Here is a 23,866-nt window from a genome sequence, read left to right as displayed (position 1 = left end):
CTCACGAAGATTTTGGCGGTTTATCAAACCAATTGGGAGCTAACCTGCATTGACCACCTCGAATTCGTAATCACGCCCCCACGAACTTCCTGGGCTTGAAAATTGCGCTACGTTCAAAGAGATTTTACCCAGTGGAAGGGGCTTCGTTACTACCTCCCAGTATCCCTGCGTATCGACCTTTGCAGTACCCCACGAAGTACTGTGATCACGTAATTGATACACATTGAGTGTGGCACCGGGAAAACCGCGCCCTTTCAACAACATCACCGGGGCAACCTGTTCACCATTTGAATGACTTTCAAGCATCGTTACCGGAACAATATCCGCCACTTTAACCTCCACGGTTGGCGCGAAATATAGAGAAGCCTTGCCGTCGAGTATCTGCTGGGCAGTGAAGTGGAAATCATCGACCGGCAGTTCGCGATTGATGCACGCACACCAGTCACCGTAAGCATCGACCACAGCGGTGGCGTACACCGTGGTGCCATCTCCGGACTTATGCACATTTACTCGGGCACCGGGTATTCCTTTGCCGCTGATCCAGAAACGCCTGTCGACGGTGGCTCCGGTCAAAGGGCTGTCGATTGCAGGCGCTGCAAAATCTGCACTGACCTGCACGACGTTGAAGGTCGGATTTGGCTTCAACTCTGCAGACCAAACCCCGTAACGAGCCTGAAGTACCGTCAGCGTTTTCACACCCACCGCAAAAGCAGGAAGACGCATAGCCCAGCGTCCCTTCTCATCGACCCGCACCTGCTGCAATTCCTTGCCGTTGTGACGAACGTACACCAGCGCACCGACTACGCCACTGCCTGCCAACATCGGCTCCAGCCCCACTTTCTCTCCTGGTGACGGCCTGTCGAGAGTGGGCGCGCTGAAACCGGTCGGCGGCTCCTCGATAATGAATCGCCCGCTACGCACCCACGGCGATTTTTTTTCGCCTGATGTTTGCTGCACAACGACCCAATTGGGGCCAGGAGCGAGATCTGTGTTGCCCTCGACTGACCATTTGCCAGACTGATCAACGGTGGTCATCGGGGCATGATTGATTGAAGGGTTGAATAGATCCGCCACCTGAATCGTCGCACCTGGCAGCCCGCGACCGCTGAATACCACGCGTGAGACGACTACCTCACCGCCTGAAGGGTTAGTGATCAGAGGCGCAGTCAGGTCTTGAAGGTTGACGACGGCGGTATCACTGGGATCTCCTCCAAACGAACCTTTGGTGCTATAGGCCCAATAGCTATAGTTCGTATCACCCTCGATTTTTTTGACAGTGCCCGACCATCGTCCTTCACTGTCTGCCAGGAATGCACCGAGATTGTCGCCGGCTCCTGCACCGAGACGTCTTACAACGACCGTATCGCCCGGGTGGGTGTATCCCGAAACGACCATTGACAAAGGATCGACCCACTCCCCTGCCGAGGGGCTTTCAATAGTTGGAGCGTTGGTCACCGTAACAAAAGCGTAGTTAACGCTTTCTCCATCTCCGCCTCCGTAAGTTTGAGTGATTTTTAATGTTTTGCCGCCCAGTTGCTCTAGAAATACTAGCGCTGACCATTGGCCATTTGCATCGACTTTAATGCCGCCGGTCACTGGGTAATCGACGCCATCGAAAGACAGTTTTACAGCAGCACCGGGCCAACCTGTTCCACTAAATGTGCTGCGTCGTGGGTAGTAATTGTTTGGAACAGGTGTGAGCAGAGGCTTTGGCACCTTAACCGCGAATCGTACAGAAACACTGCGCTCGGAGGCCTGTGTTTCGAAGGTCTGCAGGGCATAAATATCGTGCTCGCCCAAGGTCAGGTCTTTGCTCAGACTGACTGTCCATACACCCGATGCGGGCACGATAGTTTGGCCCAGCGCCGGGCCTTCCACCTTGTTGTCGAACACTGCGACGGTGGCGCCTTCGTATCCGTTTGTCCCTTTGATTTCGGGTCGAAAGTCTGTTTCCTGTTGCTTGCCCGGGAAGGTGATCACGGGTTTAGGCGTTTCGACTGTGAACATTTCTGGACCGGCCGCCACCGAGCCCTGCCCGCCAAACGTCTGGATGACAGAGAACGAGTGTTTGCCGGGCTTGAATTTGCTATCGCGACGAAACTCCCAATTGCCGTCAGCAGAAGAAACGGAGTGCGTCGTCTCGCCAGTGTAGGTCAAGGACAGACTCGCTCCAGGCCAGCAGGTGCCTTTGATCCTCGGGGAAAAATCTTCGAGCACGACACTGCTGATCGTGGGTGCCAATGGCTTGATAATCAGAGGCTCTGGCGCCGTAACCGGTAGTGAGTAAACACCGTTCATCAACTGCCGTACCGACACGGTATAGCTGCCCGGTGCAACCGCAGTAGCGGTTGTCGCCGTCCAGTCGCCGGTAGCTGTAACGGTTGCCGGTGACAAAGTAACCGTCGTTGTGCCGATGAGCTCGACCACGATAGTTGCAGCCGCCAGACCCTGCCAGACACTGCCCCGTCCGGTTACAGTGGGAATTTGCCCGATCAAGGTTGGCGTGTTGACGGTCGGAACAGGCGTCGGCACGTCGAAGACAGGCGCATCGGGATGATAGATAGAAAAAAGCCACTCGCTACCATTGGCAATTTTTTGCCTCGCCCCCCAACCGGAGCCAGTCGTACCAGGTACGATGGTAATGGGGGTCGTTTCGAAGTAGCCCTGCGAGTTCACCAACGCGGTAGCATTTGGAGTCCCGCTACCGGGATGAATATCGACAGTCGCACCGGGAAAGCCCGTGCCTTTAAATATTGTTGTCGTGCCGGAATGGATGATTTGAGTAATAACCGGAGGCGCGGGTCTTACAGTCAGGGCGACAGGCGCGCTGCGGGTTGACGCATTACTATAGAAACGCAACAGCGCCGTCACGCGGGCAACGCCAGGCACCAGTGCAGTAGTGATCGTGGCGCTCCAGGCACCATTGGCCCCCGTGACACCCTGACCAATTTTTTCATCGCTCAAATCACGGTAAATATCAATTTGTATGCCTGGTACACCCGTGGAATGTGTTCCTGTCAGGGTTGGCAACACATCCACCAAGCCCGGATTTGCAACGACGGGCGCTGACAAAATTGAAAATTGATGACTATCGGCCCAGACCGACACGACACTTTGCAGAGTCTGATTACACGTCAAGTTGATCGGACGTTCAGGCAGTGCGGTTGTAATCGTCACACTCCAAGAGCCATTCGCCGCAACTACCCCCTCACCAAGAACGGGAGAGCCCACACCGGCCTCGACAATTTGTATTTTTGCATCAGGGCAACCGGTGCCGGTGATAGTCGGTTTAGGCGTTAAAACAATACCATCCTGAGGGCGTGTAATTATTGGCTTGCCAACTAGATAGACTGTGTGCACCGCTGAGTGCGGGGTGTAGAACGTGCCTGAATACTGCTGAGTGACAAACTGCAGTTTCATGTTGGTTCTGTTGTTTACAAAAGTTGACCAGTCACCGTTACTACTGACATTGATACCCAGCGCTACCACATCGTGCTCTGTGATATGGAGGTTGACTTTTGCATTAGGACTCGCCCTGCCAGTAATAGTAAAGCCTGACGAAGACGGGATAGCTATGTTATTCGCAGGCGTCGTTATTGTGGGAGTCCAACTTACCGTAAAATTAATATCGTTCGACCGACTTTCCACCTGCCAAGACGTCCCACTCCCTGCCAGGTAAACAGTGTACGCGCCAACCGTCAGTGATAATGGAATGCGCCAGGTATTATTATTAACCGACACCCAGCCAGTCAGAGCAGCATTATCGGAAGACCGCCGAAGTTGAACCCTAGCTGAATGGGATGAATCTCCCGTACCGGAAAATTCAAAATCTTTACTCGAAATGGTAGACGGGGGTGACGTTATCGTCGGCAATTCCGCGATGTAATAAAAGCCAGAAGACATCCAGTCGCTACAGCCATTACTTTGGTGTTTCTGTCTGTAATGGAAGTCATTTCGACCGCGATTAAGTTTTGCCGGCGGAACAAATTCAATAGGATCAAGAGGCCGATCAGAGGATTTGTATATCAGTTCCGTATGAGTACTACCATCAGGGGAACGAAACCGAATCTGATACTCAACCCAAACACCTCCAAACTTTTGTGACTTAAATTTTTGCCCTCTAGGAATGACCCCACCCTCTTTGGGTATTACGTAAGATGCTACATAAAGAACGCCTTCCTCCCCTTCATTCTCTCCTGAATTACCTGAGGCGAAAGATGGGATAATTGGAAATTCTTCGTTGCTCATTTTATGCCTCTTGGCGCGGTGGTTTGGGCACTGTGATTCAAACGCCAAAGTCAGCCCGCTGCCTACCTGTAAAATCTGACAGTCCCGACAAGCGGTCATAGCCTCCGTATATCTCCTTCTACTTACTAATGGGCATCTCACCTTGACCACCTGGCACCCGTCCAGAGAGGATGGCCCACGCCCGCCAAAACCTCGAAATAAGGACATTCCCTCCGCTGTGGCCAACTACTCCCCCCTCATCCGCCGGCTAATGGTCGCGTCCCTGACCGTCGTCATCAGCCGTGCCCTGATCAGCCCGCTGCTCACGCTTTTCCTCAGCAACAAACTCGGCCTCAATCCGCAAGACGTCGGCCTACTCTTGGGCATCGCAGTCTTTAGCGCGACGCTGTTGTCGCTCTACGGCGGCTACATCATCGACCGCCTCGACAAGCGTCAGCTGCTGATCCTGACCATGCTCTCCAGCGGCATCGGTCTGATGCTTTTGACCTTCGCGCAGAACCTTTATTTGGTCACTTTGGTGCTGATCATCAGCGAAACGGCGTCAGCCCTGTTCCTGATTTGCTCGAAGGCGATCCTCAGTGAAAACCTGCCGGTGGGCCAACGGGTCAAGGCGTTTTCGCTGAACTACACGCTGACCAATATCGGCTACGCGGTTGGCCCGATGATTGGCGTGGTGATTGCCGGCGTTCAGCCGTCGGCGCCGTTTATCGTTGCCGGGGCGATTGCCATTGGCAGTATTTTTCTGCTGCTGGGCGCCACGAAAGAGGCAAGCTCGGACTCTCCGAGCAGCCCCCCGCAAAGTTTTCTAAACACCCTGATGATCCTGAAAAATGACCGGACGATGATCCTCTTCACCCTTGGCTGCCTGCTCAGCACATTGGTGCACGGGCGCTTCACCCTGTACCTGTCGCAATACCTGCTGGTGACGCACACCCAGCAACAGACGCTCGATACGATGGCCGCCCTGCTCGCCTGCAATGCGATCACGGTGATTTTGCTGCAGTACCAGATCGGCCGATTCCTCAAGCGCGAGCACCTGCGTCACTGGATAGCCGGCGGCACGGCGTTGTTCATCGTCGGGTTGATCGGTTTCAGCCTCGCCGACAGCCTGGTGGGCTGGTGCATAGCGATGTTTATCTTCACTTTGGGCGAGATGATTATCTACCCGGCGGATTTCCTCTTCGTCGACACCCTCGCCCCGGAACAACTGCGCGGCAGCTACTACGGCGCGCAGAATCTGGCGGCACTCGGTGGTGCGGCGAGTCCAGTGATGTGCGGGTTTCTACTGATGCACACACCAGCGCCGAGCATGTTCTACGCGTTGAGCGCATTGGCGGCGGTGGGTGGTTATTTGTGCGTAATCAGCGGACGTCGTGTCGTTTCAGCTCAAAAGTAATGCACTGAAACTGCATTTATATGAATTTGTCAGCATCGAAATAGATCGGCACACTGTGCGCGTTCCTCCCCCAATGTTGGAACACTTCGAGGGCTTTCCGGATTGCCGGACGAGTCCTTTTTTTTGTCCGGAATTTGTAGAAGGATCGGTTTTACATGCTCGCTCGCTGGTTGCCCGCCGCCATCAACACCCGCCCCACCGAATGGAGCCGCGCCGCGATCGGCATGGCGCTCGGCACGCTGTTCAGTGTGTGGTTGTGCGCGCAGGTGTTTGGTCATGAAGTCGCGTACCACTTGATCGGGCCGCTGGGTGCTTCGGCGGTGTTGCTGTTTGCCGTTTCTTCCGGCGCCCTCGCCCAGCCGTGGTCGATTCTCGGCGGTTACTTGTGTGCCGGCGTCGTCGCTTTGCTGGTGGCTCATGTACTCGGGCGAACCCTCGGCAGTGCGTGTCTGGCGGCGGGCATGGCGCTGATTCTGATGTGCTGGCTGCGTTGCCTGCATCCACCGGCGGGTGCGTTGGCATTGACGTTGGTGCTGGCCGATCCCGCAACGATCGCCATGGACTGGAAAGCCATGGAACCGGTGATGCTCGGCGCTGCGTGCATGCTGCTGAGCGCGTTGGCCTACAACAATCTGACGCGGATTCGTTATCCGAAACGCCCCGCAGAACCTGCGCCAATGGTTGCCCCCGTCGACACCCAGGCAATCACCGCCGAAGACTTGAAGCTGGCGCTGGCCGACATGGAAGCCTTCATCGACATCACCCCCGAAGACCTCGAACAACTGATCCACGCCAGCGAACTGCACGCCAAACGCCGCAGCATCACCGCAACCTTCACCTGACCCTTGTAGGAGCTGCCGAAGGCTGCGATCTTTTGACTTTGTTTTTCAAGATCAAAAGATCGCAGCCTTCGGCAGCTCCTACAAAGGGATCGTGTGTTAAGGCAAAAACGCAGACAGCCCCTGCACATATCCCCGTTGTACATGGCAAATTTGCACTGTTACGATCCGGTAACGCTCGCGCGCGAGCTTCTCGAATAAAGACAATAAAAGCAGGGAGTTACTGATGACAGCTCAGGCTTCATCCCCGCGGACTCAGTCCATGGATGCCACGCAAAACGAAGTGCTGGCCGAGGTTCGCAACCACATCGGGCACCTGACCCTCAACCGCCCCGCCGGCCTCAACGCCATCACCCTCGACATGGTGCGCCTGCTGCAACAGCAGTTCGACGCCTGGGCGACCGATGCCGACGTCCACGCCGTTGTGTTGCGCGGTGCCGGCGAAAAAGCCTTCTGCGCCGGCGGCGATATTCGTTCCCTGTACGACAGTTTCAAAAGCGGCGACACGTTGCACGAAGATTTCTTCGTCGAGGAATACGCCCTCGACCTGACGATTCATCACTACCGCAAACCGGTGCTGGCCTTGATGGACGGTTTTGTCCTCGGCGGCGGCATGGGCCTGGTGCAAGGCGCGGATCTGCGCGTGGTCACCGAGAAGAGCCGTCTGGCGATGCCGGAAGTGGCCATCGGTTATTTCCCGGACGTGGGCGGCAGCTATTTCCTGCCTCGGATTCCCGGTGAACTGGGGATTTATCTGGGCGTCAGCGGCGTGCAGATTCGCGCCGCCGATGCGCTGTATTGCGGCTTGGCTGACTGGTATCTGGACAGCAGCAAACTCGCACTCCTCGACGAAAAACTCGACGCGATGGAATGGCAGGACACGCCGCTCAAATCGCTGCAAAACCTGCTGGCCAAACACGGCGTGCAAACCCTGCCCGACGCACCGCTCGAAAAATTGCGCCCAGCGATCGATCACTTCTTTGCCCTGCCCGACGTGCCGAGCATGGTCGAGCAATTGCGCGCGGTGACCGTTGCCGACAGCCATGAATGGGCAACCATCACGGCTGATCTGCTGGAAACCCGCTCGCCGCTGGCCATGGCCGTCACCCTGGAAATGCTCCGGCGCGGTCGCCACCTGAGCCTGGAAAATTGCTTCGCTCTGGAGCTGCATCTCGATCGCCAATGGTTCGCCCGTGGCGACCTGATTGAAGGCGTACGCGCCCTGCTGATCGACAAAGACAAGTCACCACGCTGGAACCCGCCGACCCTCGCCGCGCTGGACGCTGCGCACGTCGCGAGTTTCTTCCACGGTTTTGATGAGAGCGGGAGCTGAGCCATGCACGATCTCGAACTGACTGAAGAACAAGTGATGATCCGCGACATGGCCCGCGACTTTGCCCGTGGCGAAATCGCGCCGCACGCACAAGCGTGGGAAAAGGCTGGCTGGATCGACGATGCGCTCGTGGCGAAGATGGGCGAGCTCGGTTTGCTCGGCATGGTGGTTCCCGAAGAATGGGGCGGCACCTACGTCGACTACGTCGCTTATGCCTTGGCGGTGGAAGAGATTTCCGCTGGTGACGGCGCGACCGGCGCATTCATGAGCATCCACAACTCGGTCGGCTGCGGCCCGGTGCTCAACTACGGCAGCGAAGCACAAAAGCAAACCTGGCTGGCGGATCTGGCCAGTGGCAAAACCATCGGCTGCTTCTGCCTGACCGAACCGCAGGCCGGCTCCGAAGCGCACAACCTGCGCACCCGCGCCGAACTGCGCGACGGCCAATGGGTGATCAACGGCGCCAAGCAATTTGTCAGCAACGGCAAACGGGCGAAACTGGCGATCGTGTTTGCCGTGACGGATCCGGAGCTGGGCAAGAAAGGCATCTCGGCGTTTCTGGTGCCGACCGATACCGCTGGTTTTATCGTGGATCGCACTGAACACAAGATGGGCATTCGTGCGTCGGACACCTGCGCGGTGACGCTGAACAATTGCAGCATTCCCGAGGCCAATCTGCTCGGTGAGCGTGGCAAAGGTCTGGCGATTGCCCTGTCCAACCTTGAGGGTGGACGTATCGGCATCGCGGCTCAGGCATTGGGTATTGCCCACGCGGCGTTTGAAGCGGCGTTGGCTTATTCGAAGGATCGCGTGCAGTTCGACAAGCCGATCATCGAACACCAGAGCATCGCCAACATGCTTGCGGACATGCACATGCAGATCAACGCGGCACGGCTGCTGATCTTGCACGCGGCGCGACTTCGTTCGGCGGGGAAACCTTGTTTATCTGAGGCTTCGCAGGCCAAGTTGTTTGCTTCGGAAATGGCCGAGAAGGTCTGTTCGTCGGCGATTCAGATTCATGGCGGGTATGGGTACCTGGAAGATTATCCGGTCGAAAAATACTACCGCGATGCGCGGATTACCCAGATTTATGAAGGGTCGAGCGAGATTCAGCGGATGGTGATTGCGCGGGATTTGAAGAACTATCAACTTTAACGGCAAAAGATCGCAGCCTTCGGCAGCTCCTACATTGGAACGCGTTTCCTGTAGGAGCTGCCGAAGGCTGCGATCTTTTGATCTGCGCTATTTGCCCTTGAACTCCGGCGCACGCTTGGCCACAAACGCCGCCATCCCTTCTTTCTGATCCTGCGTCGCAAACGCCGCATGGAACACCCGACGCTCAAAACGCACGCCTTCCGTCAGGTTCACTTCAAACGCACGATTCACACTCTCCTTGACCATCATCGCAATCGGCAACGACTTGCTCGCAATCACCGTAGCGACTTTCAGCGCTTCATCCAGCAGCTCATCACTCGGCACAATCCGCGCGACAATCCCGCAACGCTCCGCTTCCACCGCATCAATCAAGCGCCCGCTCAGGCACATCTCCATGGCCTTGGCTTTGCCGACTGCGCGGGTCAAACGCTGGGTGCCGCCCATGCCCGGCAGCACGCCGAGGTTGATTTCCGGTTGACCGAACCTGGCGTTGTCGCCGGCCAGAATGAAGTCGCACATCAGTGCCAGTTCACAGCCACCGCCGAGGGCAAAACCGTTCACTGCAGCGATGATCGGCTTGCGGCGGTTGGCCACGCGATCGCTGTCGCTGAACAGGTCGTCCATGTAGATCTGCGGGTAGGTCAGCTCAGCCATTTCCTTGATGTCGGCACCGGCCGCGAAAGCTTTTTTCGAACCGGTGATGACGATGCAACCGATGTTCGCGTCCGCTTCCAGCGTATCCAGCGCCTGGTTCACTTCGCTGACCAGTTGCGCGTTCAGGGCGTTCAGCGCCTGCGGGCGATTGAGGGTAATCAGGCCAACACGGCCATGGTTTTCCAGCAGAATCGTTTCGTAGCTCATACATAACTCCTCAATTCATTCCCTGTGTAGGAGCTGCCGCAGGCTGCGATCTGTTGATTTTGATTTTCAAGATCAAAAGATCGCAGCCTCGTTGCACTCGTCAGCTCCTACACACGGGTTGGGTTTAAAGGTTGCGCGAGATGACCATGCGCTGAATGTCGCTGGTGCCTTCGTAGATCTGGCAGACGCGCACGTCGCGGTAGATACGTTCCAGCGGGAAGTCGTTGAGATAACCGTAACCGCCGAGGGTTTGCAATGCCATCGAGCAGACCTTCTCGGCCATTTCCGAGGCGAACAGTTTGGCCATCGACGCCTCGACCAGTGCCGGCTGGCCGCTGTCACGCAGGGCCGCCGCGTAATGCACCATCTGCCGGGCGACGGCAATTTGCGTGGCCATGTCCGCGAGGCGGAATGCGACGGCTTGATGTTCAATGATCGGCTTACCGAAGGTGTCACGCTCGCGGGCGTAATCGCGCGCCGCTTCGAACGCCGCACGCGCCATGCCGACCGATTGTGAAGCGATGCCAACACGACCGCCCTCAAGATTGGCCAGCGCGATTTTGTAGCCCTCGCCCTCCTCGCCCAAACGGTTGGCCACCGGCACCTTCACGTCTTCGAAAAGAATCTGGCAGGTGTCGGAGGCGTGCTGGCCGAGTTTGTCTTCGACCCGCGCGACTTTGTAGCCCGGCGAATCGGTCGGCACGATAAACGCGCTGATGCCGCGCTTGCCGGCGCTCGGATCGGTCACCCCAAAGACGATGACGATCCCGGCGTTCTGCCCGGACGTGATGAACTGTTTGCAACCGTTCAGCACGTAGTGATCGCCTTCCAGCCGCGCACGGGTTTTCAGGCTGCTGGCGTCGGAACCGGCCTGCGGTTCGGTCAGCGCAAAGGCACCGAGCATCGCGCCGCTGGCCAGCGGTTTGAGGAAGCGTTCGCGCTGATCGTCGTTGCCGAACTTGAGGATCGGCACGCAGCCGACGGAGTTGTGCACGCTCATGATCGTCGAGCAAGCGCCGTCACCGGCAGCGATTTCTTCCAGGGCCATGGCGTACGCCAGGTAGCCGGTGTCGCAACCGCCCCACTGCTCCGGCACGAGCATGCCGAAGAAGCCCAGCTCGGCCATTTCGCCGATGGCTTCCTTGGGGAAACGGTGCTCGCGATCCCACTCGGCGGCGAACGGCTTGAGGCGTTCCTCGGCAAACTGCCGGGCCATGTCACGGATCTGGGTCTGGTCTTCGTTGGGAATCATGGTGAATCCTTAAATCCGGGTTTCCACAATCCCTTGTAGGAGCTGCCGCAGGCTGCGATCTTTTGATCTTGCTTTTGTTTTCCAAAAATCAAAGTCAAAAGATCGCAGCCTGCGGCAGCTCCTACAGGGGTGGTGTGTTTAGTAGAGGCATTCCACGGCCATGGCCGTGGCTTCGCCGCCGCCAATGCAGATCGCAGCGATACCGCGTTTGAGGTTTCGCTGGCGCAGGGCCGACAGCAACGTCACCAGAATCCGCGCACCGGAAGCACCGATCGGATGGCCGAGCGCACACGCACCGCCATGCACATTCAACTTGTCATGCGGAATTTCCAGGTGCGTCATCGCCGCCATGCCAACCACGGCAAACGCTTCGTTCACTTCGAACAAATCGACATCACCCAACGACCAACCGGTCTTCTTGATCAACTTCTTGATTGCCCCAATCGGCGCCACCGGGAACAAGCCGGGGGTGTCGGCGAATGCAGCATGACCATGAATCACCGCCAGCGGTTTCAACCCCAGCTTCTGCGCCTGCGATTGACGCATCAGCACCAACGCCGCCGCGCCGTCAGAAATCGAACTGGAATTTGCCGCCGTCACCGTGCCACCTTCGCGGAACGCCGGTTTCAGCGAGGCGATCTTGTCGAGTTTGGCTTTCGGTGGCTGCTCGTCGTTGCTGATCAGTACCTGTTCTTTGCCGACGGTCACTGTCAGAGGGACGATTTCGTCCTTGAAGCTGCCGTCCTGAATCGCCTGCTGAGCGCGGGTGGTCGAGGCGATGGCGAATGCATCCTGAGCCTCGCGGCTGAAATGGTTGGTCTCGGCACAATCCTCGGCGAAGGTGCCCATCAGACGGCCCTTGTCGTAAGCGTCTTCGAGGCCATCAAGGAACATCGAGTCGAGCACGCGACCATGGCCCATGCGGTAGCCGGCGCGAGCGCGATCCAGCAGATACGGCGAGTTGGACATGCTCTCCATGCCACCCGCAATCACCACATCGGCACTGCCGGCGACCAGCATGTCGTGGGCGAGAATCGTGGTCTCCATGCCCGAACCGCACATCTTGTTGACGGTGGTGCAACGGGTCGATTTATCCAGCCCGGCGCCCAGCGCAGCCTGACGCGCGGGCGCCTGACCGAGGCCGGCCGGCAACACGCAACCGAACAGCACTTCATCAACCGCATCACTGGCAACACCGGCGCGTTCAACCGCAGCCTTGATCGCCGCAGCGCCAAGTTGCGGCGCGGTGAGGCTTTTCAGTTCGCCCTGAAAACCGCCCATTGGCGTACGCACGGCGCTGACGATAACAATCGGATCGTTGGAAATAGTCATGACAAATCCTCCTTACTTGGCGGCCATGCGCAAGGCGCCGTCGAGACGGATCACCTCGCCGTTGAGCATGCTGTTTTCGATGATATGCCGAACCAGTGCAGCGTATTCGGCAGGCTTGCCCAAGCGCGGCGGGAACGGTACGCCGGCGGCCAGCGAGTCACGGACTTCCGGGGTCATGCCGGCCATCATCGGGGTTTCGAAAATGCCCGGGGCGATGGTCATCACGCGGATGCCGAAGCGCGCCAGTTCACGGGCGGCGGGCAGAGTCAGACTGGCGATTGCGCCTTTGGATGCGGCGTAAGCTGCCTGACCGATCTGGCCGTCGAACGCTGCGACCGAGGCAGTGTTGATGATCACGCCGCGCTCGCCGTCAGCGTTTGCCTCGGATTCGGCAATCGCCGCAGCGGCCAGACGCAGCATGTTGAAGCTACCGATCAGGTTGACGTTGATCACTTGCGCGAAGCTGCTCAACGCATGCGGGCCGTTCTTGCCGAGGATTTTCTCGCCACGGACGATGCCGGCGCAGTTGACCAGACCATTGAGGCTGCCAAACGCGGCGACGGTCGCTTGCACAGCAGCTTCGGCGGCGGCTTCGTTGCTGATGTCAGCCACCACACTTTGCGCGCCCAGACGCTGAGCCTGAGCGGCAACCGCCTCGGCGTTCATGTCCACCAGCATCACTTTGGCGCCGGCATTCACCAGCAATTCAGCGGTGGCCGCACCGAGGCCGGATGCGCCGCCGGTGACGATAAAAACCTTGTTCTCGATCTGCATGACTGTCTTTCCTGATTCAAGCTGAAACGTTATGCGCCGCGGCCTCTTGAGCCTTGGCGATTTCCTGGTTGCGCAAGATAAAGCGCTGCAATTTGCCGCTCGGGGTCTTGGGCAATTCGCTGACAAATTCGATTTCACGCGGGTACGAGTGCGCGGCCAGACGTTTACGCACGTGTTGCCGCAGTTCCTCGGCCAGCTCTGGCGCGGCGCGGTATTGCGCACTCAGCACGACAAAAGCTTTGACCAGTTCGGTGCGCTCCGGATCCGGCTTGCCGACCACCGCCGCTTCGACCACCGCCGGGTGCTCAATCAGCGCGCTTTCGACGTCGAACGGGCCAACGCGATAGCCGGAGGTGGTAATCACGTCATCGCTGCGGCCGACGAAACTGATGCTGCCGTCCGTGTTCCATTCCACGGTGTCGCCGCTCAAGTAGTAATCGCCGACGAAGGCCTTGGTCGGCGCGCCTTCGTAGCCACCGAACCAGCACATCGGTGATTGCGGACGGTCGATGGCGAGGATGCCGGGCTGGCCGACTCCGAGTTCGTTGTACTGATCATCGAGCACGACGATGCGATGGCCCGGCGAGGCAAAACCGGCAGCGCCGACGTGTACCGCGTGGTCGAGGCCATGGTGGTTGCACAGCACCATGCCCAATTCGGTCTGGCCGTAGTGATCGTGAATAACCACGCCGAGGTTGTCGGCGAACCAGCGGATCACTTCCGGGTTCAGCGGCTCGCCGGCGCTGCTGACGATGCGCAATTTGCCTTTGATCGACTTGGCGAACTCGTCACCGCCGGCGATCAGCAGACGATAGGCCGTCGGTGAACCGGTGAGGTTGGTAATGCCGTACTTGTTGATCACCCGGCAGGTGCTTTCGAGGGTGAACGGGCCATCGTAAAAGGTGATCGGATGCCCCATCGACAATGGGCCGGTGACGCCGAAATAGATGCCGTAGGCCCAGCCCGGATCGGCAACGTTCCAGAACGCATCTTCCGGGCGCAGATCAACGGCATCGCGGGTGTAGCTCTGGAACGCGACGATGGCTTTGAGTGGCACCGACAGCGCTTTCGATGGGCCGGTGGTGCCCGAAGTGAACATCAGCAGAAACGGGTCTTCGCCGGTCAGCAGCACTGGCTCGCAGAGGTTGGAATAGTTGGCCAGCTCGGCCCAGAAACTGAAATCGCCACGGACGATGCCCTGGCCTTTGGCGCCGCCGACGGTGACTAGGGTTGGGCAATCGGCGACTTCAGCGAGTTTCGGACGGTTGACCGCATCGGTGACCACGACTTTGGCCCCGGAGCTGTTCAGGCGATGTTCGAGGGCTTTAGGGCCGAACGCGGTGAACAGCGGTTGATAGACCGCGCCGATGCGCCAGGTGGCGAGTACGGTGATGAGCAATTCGATGTTGCGCGGCAGCAGGCCGGCGACCTTGTCACCTTTCTGCACGCCCTGAGCGAGAAGGAAATTGGCGAAACGCGCAGCTTTGTCCTGCAGGTCGCTGAAGGTGTACGTCGCACTGGCGCCGTCGCGGCCTTCCCAGAACAGCGCAATGCGCCCCGGCAAGGCGTGGCGGTCGCAGCATTCGACGCAGGCGTTGAGCGCCTCAAGCGTACCGCTGAGCGCGGCTTCCACGGTGTGCTGATAGTTGAACTGTGTGGTGGCAGACAAGTAATCGCGCATTGCCAGAATCCCTCTGTGTTTTTATTAGGCTGGGAACCGTAAACAACAGAGGGATAGTCGCGCTGTGCGGGGGTTGGGGCAATGGTCAAAGCCATCAAAGTGGCTGACTGGTTTGGCCATGCCCTGCCACACCGATCATTCCCACGCTCTGCGTGGGAATGCAGCCGCGGACGCTCTGCGTCCACTTCAGAACCGGAACGCGGAGCGTCCCTAGAGGCATTCCCACGCGGAGCGTGGGAACGATCATCACAGGGGGAATGCTTTCCAAAATGTGGGAGCGGGCTTGCTCGCGAAGGCGTCAGTTCAGACAACCTCATTGAGGATTAGCGTCCGATAGTGCCCCGGATTCGACCCCGACCATTTACGAAACGCCTTATAAAACGAACTCGCATCGGCAAACCCCAACCGACTCGCAATCTCAACAAAACTGATCGAAGGCTCCGCCAGCCAGACAATCGCCAATTCCTTGCGCACGCTGTCCTTGAGCCCCTGATACGTCTGCCCTTCCTCGGCCAGTCTTCGGCGCAAGGTCGAGGCCGACATGCACAATTGCTGCGCCAGGGCCTCGGTTTCCGGCCACTGCTCGGCCGGCAACTCTCGCAGATCCTGCTTGATCCGACTCGCCAGGCTCTCGGGATCGCGGTACTTCACCAGAATGTTCGCCGGCGCATGGGCCAGAAAACGTTTCAACTCTTCGGCAGACCGCTTGATCGGCAGATCGAGGCAATCCGCCGAGAAGATCATCCGCGTGCGCGGTCGATCGAAACGCAGGTTCTCGGAAAACATCACCCGATAGTCATCGGTGAAATCCGGCTCAGCGCAACGCAATTCGATCGCCAGAATCGGAATCCGCCGCCCGGCCAGCCAGCAGGCGACGCCGTGGACGATCATCCAATAGGTGAAATAGGTGAAGGCGCGCCGCGGTTCGGGGTCATCCTCAAGCAGAACGATTTCGGCGAGGCTCTGCTGGTGTACCAACTGCGCCGGCATGCGCTCGAGCATCAGCGAGAGAAAACTCAAACCCGTACTCAAACCCGCTGCCAGCGTGGGTTGCGCCATGGCGCTGCGGCAGAGGAATTCCAGACTTCCGGACTTGAGCCGGCGCGGATCCATGCCGAAAAATTCGTCGTCACCGCGCCGGGCCAGCAGGCGCCAGAGTTTGGCGTACTGCGAGGCCGGCACCCGACCGTTGTCGGTTTGCAGCAGCGCCGGATCAATCCCGACCTTGTTCAAGACTTCGTCCGTGGCCACGCCCGGGGCACAACTTTGCAGCAGCGCTTCACGCACCAGTTGAACGGCGATGGTGTCTTTTTCCGACATGGAACGCGGTAAACCTTGTTGTTTTTTCGATGACACGCATCTTACCTCAGGCCACACGAAACCCTATGTAGGAGCTGCCGAAGGCTGCGATCTTTTGATTTTCAAAACCAAGATCAAAAGATCGCAGCCTTCGGCAGCTCCTACAAAGTTCCGGTGTCACCCGCATGAGAATGGTTGTTCTTTACTTTGTTCAGCTTCTGTTCAGGTTTGTGTCAATGATTGTCATGTGAGAATGGTTGTCATTATGTTACAACTTGTAACCCCTCAGAATGATTCGTTGGACACCTAATGCTCGTTCCTTTTCTGATCATGCTGCGCGAAGGCATTGAAGCCGCGCTGATCGTTGGCATCATCGCCAGTTACCTCCAGCAAACCGGCCGTGGCCAGTGGATGCCTGCCGTGTGGATCGGCGTTTTCCTTGCCGCCGCCCTCGCCCTGCTGGTTGGTGGTGGTCTGGAACTGGTCAGCGCCGAATTCCCGCAAAAGCAGCAGGAACTGTTTGAAGGCATCGTCGGGCTGGTCGCCGTGGGGATTCTCAGTTCGATGGTGTTCTGGATGCGCAAAGTCGCGCGCTCGATCAAACATTCGCTGCAAGCCTCACTCGATCACGCGCTGACTTCTTCGAAGCATCAGGTCATTGCACTGATCGCCATGGTCTTCTTTGCCGTGGCCCGCGAAGGTCTGGAAACGGTGTTCTTCCTGCTCGCGGTGTTCCAGCAAAGCGAAGGCCCGGGCGCGCCGATCGGTGCCCTGCTCGGGCTGATTCTGGCGATCATCGTCGGGTTCCTGATCTACAGCGGCAGCATGCGCCTCAATCTTTCGGCGTTCTTCAAGTGGACCGGCCTGTTCATTCTGGTGGTTGCCGCCGGGATTCTCGCCAACTCGGTGCAGGCGCTGCATGAAGCCGGGCTGTGGAATCACCTGCAAACCGTGCTGTTCGACTTCAGCGCGACGCTGCCGATGGATGGCCCGCTGGGCTCGGTGCTGGCCGGCATGTTCGGTTATCAGGATGCACCGACCGTCAGCACCCTCGGTGCGTATCTGCTTTATCTGCTGGTGGCGCTGGTGATGTTCTTTCTCCCCGCGCCCAAATCCGCCGCGCAATCGTCTTCCGTTTCCAGCCAATAAGGGCATTCATGTCAAAGCCTAATACTCCTCAGGCCTCCCCTCCCCGCGCCTTGCGTTGGGCGGTGGCCGGTTCGGTGGTCATCATGATCGCCGCCGGTGGCCTGTTCTGGTACGCCTCGAAAATGGCTGCGGCCAAGCGTCAGCACAATCACGATGAAGTGGTGGTGAATATCCATCCGGGCAGTTGCGAACCGAATGCGCTGACCGTACCGGCCGGCCGCGCCAGCTTCCGTATCGTCAACCGCTCCGACCGCGCGGTGGAATGGGAAATCCTCGACGGCGTGTTGGTTGTCGAAGAGCGCGAGAACATCGCGCCGGGCCTGAGCCAGGTGATCAACGCCAATCTGCAACCGGGCGATTACGCGATTACCTGCGGCCTGCTGAGCAACCCGCGCGGCACCTTGCACGTCACGCCGACTGCCGCCTCCGATGCTGCCGCGAAAGCCAAACCATCGATGGTCGCTTTCGTTGGGCCGCTGTCGGAATTCCGCGTTTATCTGGCCAGCCAGAGCAGCGTGCTGATCAAAGCCGTGACCGCGCTCAATCAAGCGATTGAAAGCGGTGATTTGAGTCAGGCTCAGGCGTTGTACCTGCCGGCCCGTGCCGCTTATCAGCGTCTGGCCCCGGCCGCTCAACGCCTGGCCGAGCTGGACAACAGCATCAACGCCCGCGCCGATTATTTCGAAAAACGCGAACAGGATCCGGCCTTCGTCGGCTTCCATCGCCTCGAATTCGGCCTGTTCCAACAGCGCAAACTCGATGAACTGGCGCCGATTGGCCAACGTCTGCTCAGCGACGTCACCACGCTCAAACAGCAACTGCTCGCCCAATCGCTGCCACCGGAGCAACTGGTGAACATCGTCGTGCGCAACCTCAATACCTTGGCCGACGTGCGCGCCGCCAGCGGAGAAGAGGAACGCTACAGCCACAGCGATCTCAACGGTTTTGCCGCGAATGCTGAAACCGCGCACAAAGTCGTCGATTTGCTGCGGCCGATGCTGAGCAAGTCAGCCGCTGACCTGCTGCCGAAAATCGACAAGGCACTGACGGACTTCGACACACAACTCAACAGCTACAAGATCAAGGACGGCTACGCCAGCTACGACTCCGTCAGCGGCGAACAACGCAAGCAGATCGCCGACAAGGCCCAGGCTCTGGCCGACGCGCTTGATGGCATTGATCCCGCCCTCGGCCTCTCCGGCCTGTAAGCAGAAGACGAATTCGCGATGAAAGATTTGGAACCCCTCAACCTGCAACGTCGCCGTGTCCTGATGGGCATGGGCGCCGCCGGTGTCGCCCTCGCCGGCTCAGCCCTGAGCTGCCCGGCCATGGCCGCCGCGCCGGCGCAAGTCACCGAAGCGCCGAGCAGCGACAAAACCGAAGACCGCCACGATTTCCACGGCGTGCACCAGACCGGCATCGTCACCCCACGCCCGGCGTCGGGCATGCTCGTTTCGTTCGACGTGTTGGCCAGTGATCGTGAAGACCTTGAGCGACTGTTCCGCACCCTAAACGAGCGCATCGCGTTCCTGATGAAGGGCGGCCCGGTTGAGCAAATCGATCCGAAGTTGCCGCCACCGGATTCCGGCATCCTCGGCCCGAACGTGACGCCGGATAACCTGACCATCACCGTTTCCGTCGGCGAATCGCTGTTCGACGAGCGCTTCGGTCTGGCCGATGCCAAACCCAAGCGCCTGCAACGCATGGTCGGTTTCCCCAACGATGCGCTGGAAGCCGATTGCTGCCATGGCGACCTGAGCCTGCAGTTTTGCTCCAACACCACCGACACCAACATTCACGCCCTGCGCGACATCGTCAAAAACCTGCCCGACCTGCTGCTGGTGCGTTGGAAACAGGAAGGCAGCGTGCCGCCGCAAGCCCCGGCGAAACCCGGTGTGCCGGCGCAATCGGCGCGCAATTTCCTCGGCTTCCGCGACGGTTCGGCCAACCCGAATTCCAACGATGCGAAAGCCATGGACAACATCGTCTGGGTGCAATCGGGCAGCGACGAACCGGCCTGGGCTGCGCACGGCAGCTATCAAGCGGTGCGGATCATCCGCAACTTCGTCGAGCGCTGGGACCGCACGCCTTTGCAGGAACAGGAAAGCATCCTCGGCCGGGTGAAAACCTCCGGCGCGCCTATCGGTGGCAAACACGAAACTGAAGTCCCGGACTATCACAAAGACCCGGAAGGCAAGCTGACCAAACTCGACGCGCACATTCGCCTGGCCAACCCGCGCACCGCTGCGAGCCAGGCCAACCTGATCCTGCGTCGGCCGTTCAACTATTCCAACGGCGTCAACAAGAACGGCCAGCTTGACATGGGCCTGCTGTTCATCTGTTACCAGGCCGATCTGGAAAAAGGCTTCATCACCGTGCAGACCCGCCTTAACGGCGAACCGCTTGAGGAATACCTCAAACCGGTCGGCGGAGGTTACTTCTTCACCCTTCCGGGTGTTACGGGCGACAAGGATTTCATCGGTCGCTCGCTGCTCAACGCTACGCAACCCAAAACCGCTGCCTAAAAACAACATTCAACACTGGAGCCGCCCCCATGAAGAAGACGCCACTCGCGTTATTGCTGACCCTTGGTTTGCTCAACACCCCGCTGTCGGCCTTCGCCGCGACAGCGCCGCTGGATCTGGTCGGGCCGGTGTCGGACTACAAGATCTACGTCACCGAGCAACTCGATGAGCTGGACAGCCACACGCAACAATTCACCGATGCGGTGAAGAAAGGCGACCTGGCCACCGCGCAAAAGCTCTACGCCCCGACCCGGGTTTACTACGAGTCGATCGAGCCGATTGCCGAGCTGTTCAGTGATCTCGATGCGTCCATCGATTCTCGCGTCGACGACCACGAGAAAGGTGTGAAGGCTGATGACTTCACCGGTTTTCACCGCATCGAGTACACGCTGTTCTCGGAGAAAAGCACCCAAGGCCTGAACGAGTTGGCGGACAAGCTCAACAGCGACGTCAAAGACCTGCAAACCCGCGTCGCCGGCCTGACCTTCCCGCCTGAGAAAGTAGTCGGTGGCGCTGCTGCGCTGCTGGAAGAAGTCGCTGCAACCAAGATCTCCGGCGAAGAAGATCGTTACAGCCACACCGACCTGTATGACTTCCAGGGCAACATCGACGGCGCGAAGAAAATCGTCGATTTGTTCCGTCCGCAGATCGAGAAGCAGGACAAGGCGTTCATCGCGAAGGTCGACAAAAACTTCACCACGGTCGACAAGATTCTGGCCAAGTACAAGACCAAGGACGGTGGATTTGAGACGTATGACAAGGTGAAGGATAACGACCGTAAAGCGCTGGTCGGGCCGGTGAATACCTTGGCGGAAGACCTGTCCACGCTGCGTGGGAAGTTGGGGCTGAACTAAGACTTTGTAGCGTCTGGGCGGCCCCCTTCGCGAGCAAGCCCGCTCCCACAGGGGAATGCATTCCAACTGTGGGAGACCCCGCGTTGCGTGGGAAGTTGGGTCTGAACTAAGACTTTGTAGCGTCTGGGCGGGCCCCTTCGCGAGCAAGCTCGCTCCCACAGGGGAATGCATTCCAACTGTGGGAGACCCCGCGTTGCGTGGGAAGTTGGGTTCTGAACTAAGACTTTGTAGCGTCTGGGCGGGCCCCTTCGCGAGCAAGCCCGCTCCCACAGGGGAATGCATTCCAACTGTGGGAGACCTGTCCGCGTTGCGTGGCAAGTTGGGGCTGAACTAAGACTTTGTAGCGTCTGGGCGGGCCCCTTCGCGAGCAAGCCCGCTCCCACCGGGGGAATGCATTCCAACTGTGGGAGCGGGCTTGCTCGCGAAGGCTATATCAGCCGCAATACATAATTCCGATTAGAGAATCCGGTACAGCAACCGCTCAATCCGCACCCGACTCACGCGCTTGAGAAACTTCGCCACCGCGCCCGGATACTCCGGCAACGTCTCAAGATTCTGAAAGCTGTCGATCCGCGTGGTATGGCGGAAAATCTCTTCCAGCTCCTTCGCTCGTGGTTCCAGCCATTCGCCTTTCGGATCTTCAATCAGCAGCGCGTTTTCCAGATCCAGACGGAACGCTCGCGGGTTGAGGTTATTGCCCGTCAACAACGTATAACGCTGATCGACCCACATGCCCTTGAGGTGATAGGTGTTATCGCCATCACGCCACAGGTGCAGGTTCAACTGGCCGCTGTCGATATTGCGCTGATGCCGTTTGGCAAAGCGGCGCAGGCTGATCTCGTACAGATACGGCAGCGCGGCGATGACCTTGAACGGCTCGCTCGGCGGGATGTAGAAATCGTTGGCGGTCTTGTCACCGACGACGATGTCGATCTTCACGCCACGCGCCAATGCGCGGTTGATCTCGCGGATCACGCCCAGCGGCAAGTTGAAGTATGGCGTGCAGATGGTCAGCTGTTTTTGCGCGCTGGCGATCAGTTCGAGAATCGCCCGGTTCAGCGGGTTGTTCTTGCCGACGCCGAGCAACGGTGTCACCGACAGACCGTCTCTGGCGGTGCTGCCAGTGGCCGTGTCGTACGTTGCATATTTGAGGCGGCTGCGCAGATCACCGATGTCGTTGCGCAGGCTGCGCGTGGTCGGCAGGTTGGGCAGATCGAGGCGATGCACGGCTTTGGATTCAATCAGGCCATGCTTGACCAGGTGATGCATCGAGTCCGCCAGTTCGTGGCTTTGCAGCACGTGGTAACGGTCGAAACGGTACTTGTCGAACTTGTGCAGGTAAACGTTGTTCAGGCTCGCACCGCTGTAGACCACGCAATCGTCGATCACGAAGCCCTTCAAATGCAGCACGCCGAACAGTTCGCGGGTCTGCACCGGCACGCCGTACACCGGCACTTCGCTCTGGTGCGTAAGTGTCATTTCCTGGTACCACGCGGAATTGCCCGGCTGCTTGCCGGCACCGATCAGCCCGCGCTGCGCGCGCAGCCAGTCGACGACCACGGCGATTTCCAGCTCAGGACGTTTGAGCTTGGCGGCGTGGAGAGCATCGAGAATTTCCTGACCGGCTTCGTCTTGCTGCAGATACAGCGCAACGATGTAGATGCGCTGGGTCGCCGTGGCGATTTTTTCCAGCAGGCAACGACGGAACTCGGCGGCGCCGGACAGAATGGTCACGGCCTCGGCGGTCAGCGGGAAGCTGCGCAGTTTAGGCAGCAAGGAACGTTTGAAAAGCAACGGCATAGGGCTCGCAATGGGTCGAATCCGAAGAACCCGAGAGCTTACACCATCGCATCCTTCGGGTCTTGTTAGTGTCTGTAAAGCCCGCTCCCACAGGGGAACGCATTTCAAATGTAGGAGCGGGCTTGCTCGCGAAAGCGATCTAAAATTCAATAATTGACGATGGAGAACAATCGTTCTACTGTTCGCCACATGAACGAAATAACAGACAACTCGACCCGCGACATCATCCTCGACGTCACCGAAAAACTGATCTACAAAAGTGGCATCGCCGCCACCAGCATGGATCTCCTGGTGAAAACCGCCGGCGTCTCGAGAAAAAGCATCTACCGTTATTTTGCGGACAAAGACCAACTGGTCGCCGCCGCTCTGCAACGCCGCGACATTCGCTGGATGCACTGGTACCGCAACGCCGTCGATCAAGCCGAGACGCCGGCCGATCGCCTGCTCAACCTGTTTACCGTGCTCAAGGAGTGGTTCGCCTCGGAAGGTTTCCGTGGTTGCGCTTTCATCAACACCAGCGGCGAGACGGGCGATCCACAGAATCCGGTGCGTCTGATCGCCAAGGAACACAAACAGAAGCTGCTCGACTACGTGGTTGAGCTATGTACCGAACAGGGCGTCGCGGATCCTCAGCAACTGGCGAAACAGCTGCTGATCCTGATTGACGGCGCCATTACCGTCGCGCGTGTGATGGGCGATCACAGTGCCGCCGATAACGCGCAAAACATGGCGCGAAAGTTGTTGGATCTGTAATGCCTTTATAAGCCGGACTTGTTGTTAAACCGCAAACCCTATCGGGAGTCTGATATGTCTACTGCAGCGCAAGTACGTCCGCCATTGCCACCCTTCAACCGCGAGTCGGCGATCGAGAAAGTGCGTCTGGCCGAAGATGGCTGGAATTCCCGCGATCCGGAAAAGGTTTCGCTGGCCTACACCCTCGACACCAAATGGCGCAACCGCGCCGAATTCGCCAATAACCGCGAGGAAGCTAAAGCCTTTCTGACGCGCAAATGGGCGAAAGAGCTGGATTACCGCTTGATCAAAGAACTCTGGGCCTACTCCGACACGCGCATCGCGGTGCGTTACGCCTATGAATGGCACGACGATTCGGGTAACTGGTTCCGTTCTTACGGCAACGAGAACTGGGAGTTTGATGAGCAAGGCCTGATGTTCCAGCGCTATGCGTGCATCAATGACCTGCCGATCAAAGAGAGCGAACGCAAATTCCGCTGGCCACTGGGCCGCCGCCCGGATGATCACCCAGGCCTGTCCGAGCTGGGCTTGTAGCCAACACCGTTCCAAATGTGGGAGCGGGCTTGCTCGCGAAGGCGTTGTGTCAGCTAACCGTTATGTCATTGTCACACCGCC

The 23,866-nt window shown here is 58.5% G+C and carries 18 protein-coding genes; 10 read left to right on the top strand and 8 right to left on the bottom strand.

Features of this window, described 5'->3' with window-relative positions; all coding sequences use genetic code 11:
* Positions 1 to 39: 39 nt before the first annotated feature.
* Positions 40 to 4,248, bottom strand: coding sequence for a hypothetical protein (locus GVL50_RS06955; protein WP_159812235.1), 4,209 nt, complete (start codon positions 4,246 to 4,248; stop codon positions 40 to 42).
* 217 nt (positions 4,249 to 4,465) lie between these two features.
* Here GVL50_RS06955 and GVL50_RS06950 point away from each other — a divergent pair, with 217 nt between their 5' ends.
* The 4 genes from GVL50_RS06950 to GVL50_RS06935 all read left to right on the top strand — a co-directional run bounded on the left by GVL50_RS06950 (position 4,466) and on the right by GVL50_RS06935 (position 8,971).
* On the top strand, positions 4,466 to 5,644 hold the full coding sequence (locus tag GVL50_RS06950) for an MFS transporter (protein WP_159812234.1): 1,179 nt from the start codon (positions 4,466 to 4,468) through the stop codon (positions 5,642 to 5,644).
* Positions 5,645 to 5,799: 155 nt separating this feature from the next.
* Positions 5,800 to 6,486: an HPP family protein gene (locus GVL50_RS06945; RefSeq protein ID WP_159812233.1), complete on the top strand. Its 687-nt coding sequence runs from the start codon at positions 5,800 to 5,802 to the stop codon at positions 6,484 to 6,486.
* Positions 6,487 to 6,709: 223 nt separating this feature from the next.
* Complete coding sequence (locus GVL50_RS06940) at positions 6,710 to 7,816, top strand: enoyl-CoA hydratase/isomerase family protein (RefSeq protein ID WP_159812232.1); 1,107 nt, start codon at positions 6,710 to 6,712, stop codon at positions 7,814 to 7,816.
* 3 nt (positions 7,817 to 7,819) lie between these two features.
* Positions 7,820 to 8,971, top strand: a complete 1,152-nt coding sequence (locus GVL50_RS06935; protein WP_159812231.1) for an acyl-CoA dehydrogenase family protein — start codon at positions 7,820 to 7,822, stop codon at positions 8,969 to 8,971.
* 87 nt (positions 8,972 to 9,058) lie between these two features.
* Here GVL50_RS06935 and GVL50_RS06930 read toward each other — a convergent pair whose 3' ends face one another.
* From GVL50_RS06930 to GVL50_RS06905, 6 genes are all read right to left on the bottom strand, one after another.
* Positions 9,059 to 9,832 carry an enoyl-CoA hydratase gene (locus GVL50_RS06930; RefSeq protein WP_159812230.1) on the bottom strand — a complete coding sequence of 258 codons (774 nt, stop codon included), beginning with the start codon at positions 9,830 to 9,832 and terminating at the stop codon, positions 9,059 to 9,061.
* A 124-nt stretch (positions 9,833 to 9,956) separates the two neighbouring features.
* Positions 9,957 to 11,084 carry an acyl-CoA dehydrogenase gene (locus tag GVL50_RS06925; RefSeq protein ID WP_159812229.1) on the bottom strand — a complete coding sequence of 376 codons (1,128 nt, stop codon included), beginning with the start codon at positions 11,082 to 11,084 and terminating at the stop codon, positions 9,957 to 9,959.
* 138 nt (positions 11,085 to 11,222) lie between these two features.
* A complete protein-coding gene (locus tag GVL50_RS06920; RefSeq protein WP_159812228.1) occupies positions 11,223 to 12,416 on the bottom strand; it encodes an acetyl-CoA C-acyltransferase in 1,194 nt (397 codons plus the stop codon).
* Positions 12,417 to 12,428: 12 nt separating this feature from the next.
* Positions 12,429 to 13,190 carry an SDR family NAD(P)-dependent oxidoreductase gene (locus tag GVL50_RS06915; protein ID WP_053120266.1) on the bottom strand — a complete coding sequence of 254 codons (762 nt, stop codon included), beginning with the start codon at positions 13,188 to 13,190 and terminating at the stop codon, positions 12,429 to 12,431.
* 16 nt (positions 13,191 to 13,206) lie between these two features.
* Positions 13,207 to 14,871, bottom strand: coding sequence for an AMP-binding protein (locus tag GVL50_RS06910; protein ID WP_159812227.1), 1,665 nt, complete (start codon positions 14,869 to 14,871; stop codon positions 13,207 to 13,209).
* Positions 14,872 to 15,174: 303 nt separating this feature from the next.
* Positions 15,175 to 16,191 (bottom strand): AraC family transcriptional regulator, encoded by a 1,017-nt coding sequence (locus tag GVL50_RS06905; protein ID WP_159812226.1) that lies wholly within the window; start codon positions 16,189 to 16,191, stop codon positions 15,175 to 15,177.
* Positions 16,192 to 16,479: 288 nt separating this feature from the next.
* Here GVL50_RS06905 and efeU point away from each other — a divergent pair, with 288 nt between their 5' ends.
* Genes efeU through efeO (GVL50_RS06885) form a run of 4 tightly spaced genes read left to right on the top strand, consistent with a single transcriptional unit; the run spans position 16,480 to position 20,698 of the window.
* The gene (gene efeU / locus GVL50_RS06900) at positions 16,480 to 17,319 is read left to right on the top strand and encodes an iron uptake transporter permease EfeU (protein ID WP_159812225.1); all 840 of its coding nucleotides are present in this window, start codon (positions 16,480 to 16,482) and stop codon (positions 17,317 to 17,319) included.
* An 8-nt stretch (positions 17,320 to 17,327) separates the two neighbouring features.
* Positions 17,328 to 18,527: an iron uptake system protein EfeO gene (gene efeO / locus GVL50_RS06895; RefSeq protein ID WP_159812224.1), complete on the top strand. Its 1,200-nt coding sequence runs from the start codon at positions 17,328 to 17,330 to the stop codon at positions 18,525 to 18,527.
* Between the two features lie 18 nt (positions 18,528 to 18,545).
* Positions 18,546 to 19,844, top strand: coding sequence for an iron uptake transporter deferrochelatase/peroxidase subunit (gene efeB / locus GVL50_RS06890; RefSeq protein ID WP_159812223.1), 1,299 nt, complete (start codon positions 18,546 to 18,548; stop codon positions 19,842 to 19,844).
* A 29-nt stretch (positions 19,845 to 19,873) separates the two neighbouring features.
* Positions 19,874 to 20,698, top strand: a complete 825-nt coding sequence (gene efeO / locus GVL50_RS06885; RefSeq protein ID WP_159812222.1) for an iron uptake system protein EfeO — start codon at positions 19,874 to 19,876, stop codon at positions 20,696 to 20,698.
* Between the two features lie 456 nt (positions 20,699 to 21,154).
* On the opposite strand, the gene pssA is transcribed toward efeO (GVL50_RS06885), so the two are convergent.
* Positions 21,155 to 22,498: a CDP-diacylglycerol--serine O-phosphatidyltransferase gene (gene pssA / locus GVL50_RS06880; RefSeq protein ID WP_159812221.1), complete on the bottom strand. Its 1,344-nt coding sequence runs from the start codon at positions 22,496 to 22,498 to the stop codon at positions 21,155 to 21,157.
* A 189-nt stretch (positions 22,499 to 22,687) separates the two neighbouring features.
* Here pssA and GVL50_RS06875 point away from each other — a divergent pair, with 189 nt between their 5' ends.
* Positions 22,688 to 23,251 carry a TetR/AcrR family transcriptional regulator gene (locus GVL50_RS06875; RefSeq protein ID WP_159812220.1) on the top strand — a complete coding sequence of 188 codons (564 nt, stop codon included), beginning with the start codon at positions 22,688 to 22,690 and terminating at the stop codon, positions 23,249 to 23,251.
* Positions 23,252 to 23,305: 54 nt separating this feature from the next.
* Complete coding sequence (locus GVL50_RS06870; RefSeq protein ID WP_159812219.1) at positions 23,306 to 23,785, top strand: nuclear transport factor 2 family protein; 480 nt, start codon at positions 23,306 to 23,308, stop codon at positions 23,783 to 23,785.
* The last annotated feature ends 81 nt before the right edge of the window (positions 23,786 to 23,866 follow it).

This window comes from Pseudomonas sp. 18058 (assembly GCF_902706155.1).
Taxonomy (GTDB): Bacteria; Pseudomonadota; Gammaproteobacteria; order Pseudomonadales; family Pseudomonadaceae; genus Aquipseudomonas; species Aquipseudomonas rustica.
The sequence above is the reverse complement of the archived record's forward strand: the minus strand, read 5'-3'. Positions and strand labels throughout refer to the sequence as shown.

Bases quoted from the DNA above. Each gene is read 5' to 3' on its own strand.
- GVL50_RS06955 (WP_159812235.1), bottom strand. From the start codon at position 4,248: ATGAGCAACGAAGAATTTCCAATTATCCCATCTTTCGCCTCAGGTAAT.
- GVL50_RS06945 (WP_159812233.1), top strand. From the start codon at position 5,800: ATGCTCGCTCGCTGGTTGCCCGCCGCCATCAACACCCGCCCCACCGAA.
- GVL50_RS06940 (WP_159812232.1), top strand. From the start codon at position 6,710: ATGACAGCTCAGGCTTCATCCCCGCGGACTCAGTCCATGGATGCCACG.
- GVL50_RS06935 (WP_159812231.1), top strand. From the start codon at position 7,820: ATGCACGATCTCGAACTGACTGAAGAACAAGTGATGATCCGCGACATG.
- GVL50_RS06930 (WP_159812230.1), bottom strand. From the start codon at position 9,832: ATGAGCTACGAAACGATTCTGCTGGAAAACCATGGCCGTGTTGGCCTG.
- GVL50_RS06925 (WP_159812229.1), bottom strand. From the start codon at position 11,084: ATGATTCCCAACGAAGACCAGACCCAGATCCGTGACATGGCCCGGCAG.
- GVL50_RS06920 (WP_159812228.1), bottom strand. From the start codon at position 12,416: ATGACTATTTCCAACGATCCGATTGTTATCGTCAGCGCCGTGCGTACG.
- GVL50_RS06915 (WP_053120266.1), bottom strand. From the start codon at position 13,190: ATGCAGATCGAGAACAAGGTTTTTATCGTCACCGGCGGCGCATCCGGC.
- GVL50_RS06910 (WP_159812227.1), bottom strand. From the start codon at position 14,871: ATGCGCGATTACTTGTCTGCCACCACACAGTTCAACTATCAGCACACC.
- GVL50_RS06905 (WP_159812226.1), bottom strand. From the start codon at position 16,191: ATGTCGGAAAAAGACACCATCGCCGTTCAACTGGTGCGTGAAGCGCTG.
- efeU (WP_159812225.1), top strand. From the start codon at position 16,480: ATGCTCGTTCCTTTTCTGATCATGCTGCGCGAAGGCATTGAAGCCGCG.
- efeO (WP_159812224.1), top strand. From the start codon at position 17,328: ATGTCAAAGCCTAATACTCCTCAGGCCTCCCCTCCCCGCGCCTTGCGT.
- efeB (WP_159812223.1), top strand. From the start codon at position 18,546: ATGAAAGATTTGGAACCCCTCAACCTGCAACGTCGCCGTGTCCTGATG.
- efeO (WP_159812222.1), top strand. From the start codon at position 19,874: ATGAAGAAGACGCCACTCGCGTTATTGCTGACCCTTGGTTTGCTCAAC.
- pssA (WP_159812221.1), bottom strand. From the start codon at position 22,498: ATGCCGTTGCTTTTCAAACGTTCCTTGCTGCCTAAACTGCGCAGCTTC.
- GVL50_RS06875 (WP_159812220.1), top strand. From the start codon at position 22,688: ATGAACGAAATAACAGACAACTCGACCCGCGACATCATCCTCGACGTC.
- GVL50_RS06870 (WP_159812219.1), top strand. From the start codon at position 23,306: ATGTCTACTGCAGCGCAAGTACGTCCGCCATTGCCACCCTTCAACCGC.